Source organism: Brevibacillus borstelensis, from assembly GCF_003710865.1.
GTDB classification, from domain to species: domain Bacteria; phylum Bacillota; class Bacilli; order Brevibacillales; family Brevibacillaceae; genus Brevibacillus; species Brevibacillus borstelensis.
This window is the reverse complement of sequence record NZ_RHHO01000092.1, coordinates 1-4,687: the sequence shown is the minus strand read 5'-3', so window position 1 is coordinate 4,687 and position 4,687 is coordinate 1. Positions and strand designations below refer to the sequence as shown.

The following is a 4,687-nucleotide window of genomic DNA, read 5'->3' as shown; positions in this document are numbered from 1 at the left end:
TTTCAGCGTCACAACCGGCATCACTTCGATACTGAAGTACCTCAGTGTGACATCTGGCATTACTTCGGTAAAAACGCTTCGCTGTTCAGCTTTCAAAGAGCATTTCTTATTTTCTAGCGTCTCGCACCGTTTGGTGTCGACCCTTTAAACTATATCATGTCTACTTCGTAAAATCAAGAGGTTTTTTCTAAGAAATTATCTTTTTTTAATCTCCTTAAAAAGCTCTCTTTCGAAGACACGAACGTAATCATACCATCCCCAGCTTGATTGCGCAACCGTAAAAAAATGGTATCCGCACTAAGCGGATACATCAGGAGTGAACAACACAGAAACCAGTTCTGCAATGGATTCTATTACTACTTGCGGTTTGCATAGATCGGGAACCGGTGCATTCCATTCACCCGAGGTTTCCTTCTGCCATTTGTCCTCGCAGATCTGATCCATCATCCGATGGGAAGCTCGCTCTCTTGGCTGTAAAACTCGCAACTCTTCCGAAAGGTTGCGGCAAACAAACACGGACAGGCAGCCATGCAGGTTAGCGAGCTGAACGTCATGATCCAGGCGATCTCCCACATGGGCAATGACCTTGCCTTCCACCATTCGCAGAATAGCGGGATCCGGCTTCCCCGTTCCCGCCCTCTCCGGTGTAACGACAACATCAAAAAGCTCTGCCAGTCCCAGCTTTTCCATTACCGGGTATTGATACTTAAAAAAACCGTTTGTAACGGCCGCGACTCCTAGGCCCCGATTCCGAAGCTCTCTTAAAGCAGGAAGAATGCCTTCTTCAAGCAAGTGGATTTTCGGAACGACACAGTGCTTGATTACGATCTCTTCTATATTTAGCCGTTGGGTAATGTTCCTCTGCTCCAACCATTCAGCCAGCATTCCATCCCAATCGTAGGCCTCCACGTATCGTTCCATTTTCATTCGCTTGTTATGCTCCATTGCGAGTTCGCGTGTCACATCGAGCGAAACGCCTGCCCATTTCGAAACCGTTTCATTAATCTCGGGAAACACCCATCCGCCAAAAGGGTTTTGCATCAACGTTCCGTCAAGATCAAAAGTTACCCACTCTTTCTTCATCACTTGATCGCCCCCGAAGTTAATCCCTCAATAAACTGCCTGGACGCAAACAGAAACGCCACGATCATGGGCAGCGAGGAAATCGTCAAGCTGGCAAACAGCATGTTCCACTCTGTATCATATTCTCCAAAGAGTGCAAGGACCCCTAATGGAATCGTGCTGAGCTCTTCGCTCTTCAAAAAAATGAGCGGATAGAAGAAGTCGTTCCACACACCAATCAGGTGAACAATGCCGACCGTTGCCAATGCCGGCTTCATCAAGGGCAGGATGATTTTGTAGTACACCTGAAAGCCGTTGCATCCATCCAGACGCGCCGATTGATCAAGCTCGGTAGGCAGCGTACGGAAAAAGCCGTAAAAAACGAATACGGCAAATGGAATCCCGCCGGCCACATAAAGAATCACCAGTGATGTGAGCGTGTCCAGCAATTGCAGCTTGAGCATGATCATATAGAGAGGAAGAATCGCCAGCTTCATCGGAAGCATCAACCCCAGCATAAAGAAGAACAGAATGTAGGGATTCCAGCGAAACTTGTACCGGGACAAATAGAACGCCGCCAATGAGGATAGAAAGATGATCAGGAATACAGACAAACCGCTCACGTACACACTGTTCCATATATAAGCCCCGAAGTTGACTTTGTCCCAGACCATCGTGTAGTTGTCAAACGAAAAAGACGTGGGAAGTGCCAGCGGTGATGTGAGAATCTCCAGGTTCGTCTTGAATGAGGAGCTGATCATCAAGAAGATGGGATACAACGCCAGAAATGAAAAGAACAGCAATACCAGATACTTGGCCACTCGCCCGATCTTTATAGTCATGGATGTCCTCCTACTGTTCGAATTCCTTTCGTTTGAAGAAGAAAAGAAGTACAGCCGTTGCGCTGGAGATCATCAAAAACAGCACAACTGCCAGCGCGGAGCCAAGTCCGATCGACTCTCCGCCCTCTACCGATCCAAAGGCCAGCCGATAAAAATACGTTGCCAGCACATCTGTGGAATAGTACGGCCCCGCCTGAGAGCCTTGCATGGCAAAAATCAGTTCAAATGCCTCGAAGGCGCCGATAAATGTCAAAATGGTCATTACCATCACGGATGGCATCGCCATTGGCAATGTAATCCGAAGCAGCATAGTCAAACCGGATGCCCCATCCATCTTGGCGGCGTCATAGATTTCCGAGGGAATCGCCTGCAAGCCCGCCAAAAAGATTAAGACAGCAAACCCGAGGCCGTACCAGCTGTTCACAAGGATGATCGTATACAAAGCCGTATCCGGGCTGCCCAGCCATGGTTTGGCCAATGCTTCCAGCCCGATAAAGGAAAGAAAGGTATTGAGCGCCCCGTATGTAGGGTTCAGAATCAGGCTGAACAAAAACCCGACAACGATAACGGACAAAAGCTTCGGCATAAAAATAACGGCCTTGAAAAATTCCTTTCCGCGAATCTTGCTGTTAATCAGCATCGCCAGGAAAAACGCGACGATCAGTTTGGAAACAACTGTTAGGATAAAGAAAATGACGTTATGTCCAAAACCGCGGTAAAACATCTCTTTAAACGGAGACTCCGTAAACAGGCGGACAAAGTTTTCCAATCCGGCAAACGAGCCCCGCTGCATTCCGTTCCAGGAGTAAAAGCTGTTCCAAAACGCGGAAAAGATCGGGAACACCTGAAACCATACATAGAATATCAAGGCAGGCAGCAGAAACAGATGAACGAGATGCTTTTTCCAGTTCACTCCCCGTTTGACCGACGTTTGTCTCTTTGTTTCCAGTGTTTTTTCCAATTCAGGCACGCTGTTTCAACCTCCTCCTAAGCTGTACTCATCAAAAAGGGTACAGTCAAGCAAGTCGGCCTGACTGTACCGCTGCAATCAACAATCCGTACGCTTTCTGCCTTACTTGGCTGGCTTAAACCATTTATCAGCGGAAGCCTGGGTCTCCTCAGCTACCTGCTCGACTGTCAGTTTGTTGATGTACATCCCTTGCAGAGAGTTCTCAAACAATGTTTTCGTGGTTGGAGTCCCATCGCCGAAGTGGACCAGCATCAGGAACGGCACCATGCTCTTATCACTGAGCTGCGTCATTTTTTGAACGAGCGGATTCTTCGGCTCTACCCCTGGGATCGCGCTGAATCTGTTTAATTCGTCGCTGAACAATTGCCCGAACTCTTTGGAAGCAAGGAACTCCATGAATATTTTTGCTTCTTCCGGGTGTTTGGTCGACTTGAAGATGCCGTACGAGCCGTCCACCCAGTTTACAATCGGAGTATCTCCTCCCTTTTCCTTGGCCAGAGAGGGAATGATGTCAAGCGGCATATCCGGATTTTGCTTTTCGAACGTTTCCAGACGGTAGCTGCCGTTGATATACATCGCAGCCTTGCCGGTGTAGAACAGCGCCTGGACATCCTTGTCGTCGAGCGCGATGAAATCCTGCGGGAAGTACTGCTCCAGTTCCTTCATCTTTTTGATCGAGTCAATGAAAGCCGGGTCTTTGAAATTGACCTCGCCCTTCAGCATTTTCTCGATGTACTCGTTTCCGCCGATTGAGCTGGGCGCAAAAACGCTGTGGGTAATGGACAGCAGATAAGCTGCCTTGCCTGATTGCGCAATCGGGATAATGCCTTTCGCCTTCAAAGCATTGCACACCTGGATAAATTCGTCCCACGTTTGCGGAGCCTCCAAGCCATTCTCCTCAAACAGCTTTTTATTGTAGAAGATGACGGCTGAGTTGATCGACAACGGTACGCCGTAGACTTTGCCATCGCTGCCGCGAGCGGCATCCAGGTACGCCTTCGGAATATCGCTTACCCCTTTCAGATCATCGATGGGCATCAGGTAGCCTGCATCTGCAATAGAGGTAGCTCCCTGGTAAGGACGAAGCTGCAATATGTCCACTCCCGTCCCGGATGTCAGCGTATTGGTCAAAATCGTGTTGTATTCGGTTGACTTGAACGGTTTGAACTTTACCTTGATGTTTGGATGCTTCGCTTCAAACTCGGCGATAATCTTGTTGTACGCTTCTTTGTCTTCTGTACGCCAGCTGTACATCGTCAGCTCAACCTGTTCCCCTTTTGGCGCTTCAGCCGCAGGTTGAGTCTTTCCCCCTTCTCCGCCGGAAGTCGTTGCCGGAGGACTGCCGCTACAGGCAGCCAGGAAAAATACCAGCAAAAGAGAAAACAGCCAAACCCCTACTTTTCTCATCGCGAAAATCTCCTCCACGTTTTCCATTTGTCTGTCCTTCTCGTGCACGCTTGCTCTTGGAGTATTATTTTATAATCTATTATAAAATTAGGAAATATTTTTTCAATATAAATATTTACACTTTTCAAAAAACATTTGAGACGAGGAGACGCTTTCCGAAAAAAAGAAGGACGACAACAAGGATGTGCCACATGGAGAGCACATGCCTTGAACGCAATCGAGTAGGAGGGGGCGACTAACCCCCGTCCTCTCACACCACCGTACGTACCGTTCGGTATACGGCGGTTCACCAAGCTTGACGAATTTGAGAATATCGTTGCACTAAGCTTTTCAGCCCTTGTTGTTGCCAGTAGGCAATGCCGAGGGCTTTGTGTATATGCGGAGATTTTGTGGTACGCCATGCACC

General features: G+C 48.3%; 4 protein-coding genes. All 4 read right to left on the bottom strand.

Annotation, left to right across the window (positions count from 1 at the left end):
* Nucleotides 1-297: 297 nt before the first annotated feature.
* The 4 genes from EDM54_RS25940 to EDM54_RS25925 all read right to left on the bottom strand — a co-directional run bounded on the left by EDM54_RS25940 (nt 298) and on the right by EDM54_RS25925 (nt 4,308).
* Entirely contained in the window at nt 298-1,083 is a 786-nt protein-coding gene (locus tag EDM54_RS25940) for an HAD family hydrolase (RefSeq protein ID WP_122959095.1), read from the bottom strand.
* On the bottom strand, nt 1,083-1,904 hold the full coding sequence (locus tag EDM54_RS25935; RefSeq protein WP_003389753.1) for a carbohydrate ABC transporter permease: 822 nt from the start codon (nt 1,902-1,904) through the stop codon (nt 1,083-1,085). Before EDM54_RS25935 ends, EDM54_RS25940 begins: the two co-directional genes overlap by 1 nt.
* Nucleotides 1,905-1,914: 10 nt before the next feature.
* Entirely contained in the window at nt 1,915-2,874 is a 960-nt protein-coding gene (locus EDM54_RS25930) for a carbohydrate ABC transporter permease (RefSeq protein ID WP_003389754.1), read from the bottom strand.
* Nucleotides 2,875-2,976: 102 nt separating this feature from the next.
* Nucleotides 2,977-4,308, bottom strand: coding sequence for an ABC transporter substrate-binding protein (locus tag EDM54_RS25925; RefSeq protein ID WP_003389755.1), 1,332 nt, complete (start codon nt 4,306-4,308; stop codon nt 2,977-2,979).
* Nucleotides 4,309-4,687: the final 379 nt, after the last annotated feature.

Excerpts from the sequence above, each read along its gene's own strand:
- EDM54_RS25940 (WP_122959095.1), bottom strand. The coding sequence starts at position 1,083 with ATGAAGAAAGAGTGGGTAACTTTTGATCTTGACGGAACGTTGATGCAA.
- EDM54_RS25935 (WP_003389753.1), bottom strand. The coding sequence starts at position 1,904 with ATGACTATAAAGATCGGGCGAGTGGCCAAGTATCTGGTATTGCTGTTC.
- EDM54_RS25925 (WP_003389755.1), bottom strand. The coding sequence starts at position 4,308 with ATGGAAAACGTGGAGGAGATTTTCGCGATGAGAAAAGTAGGGGTTTGG.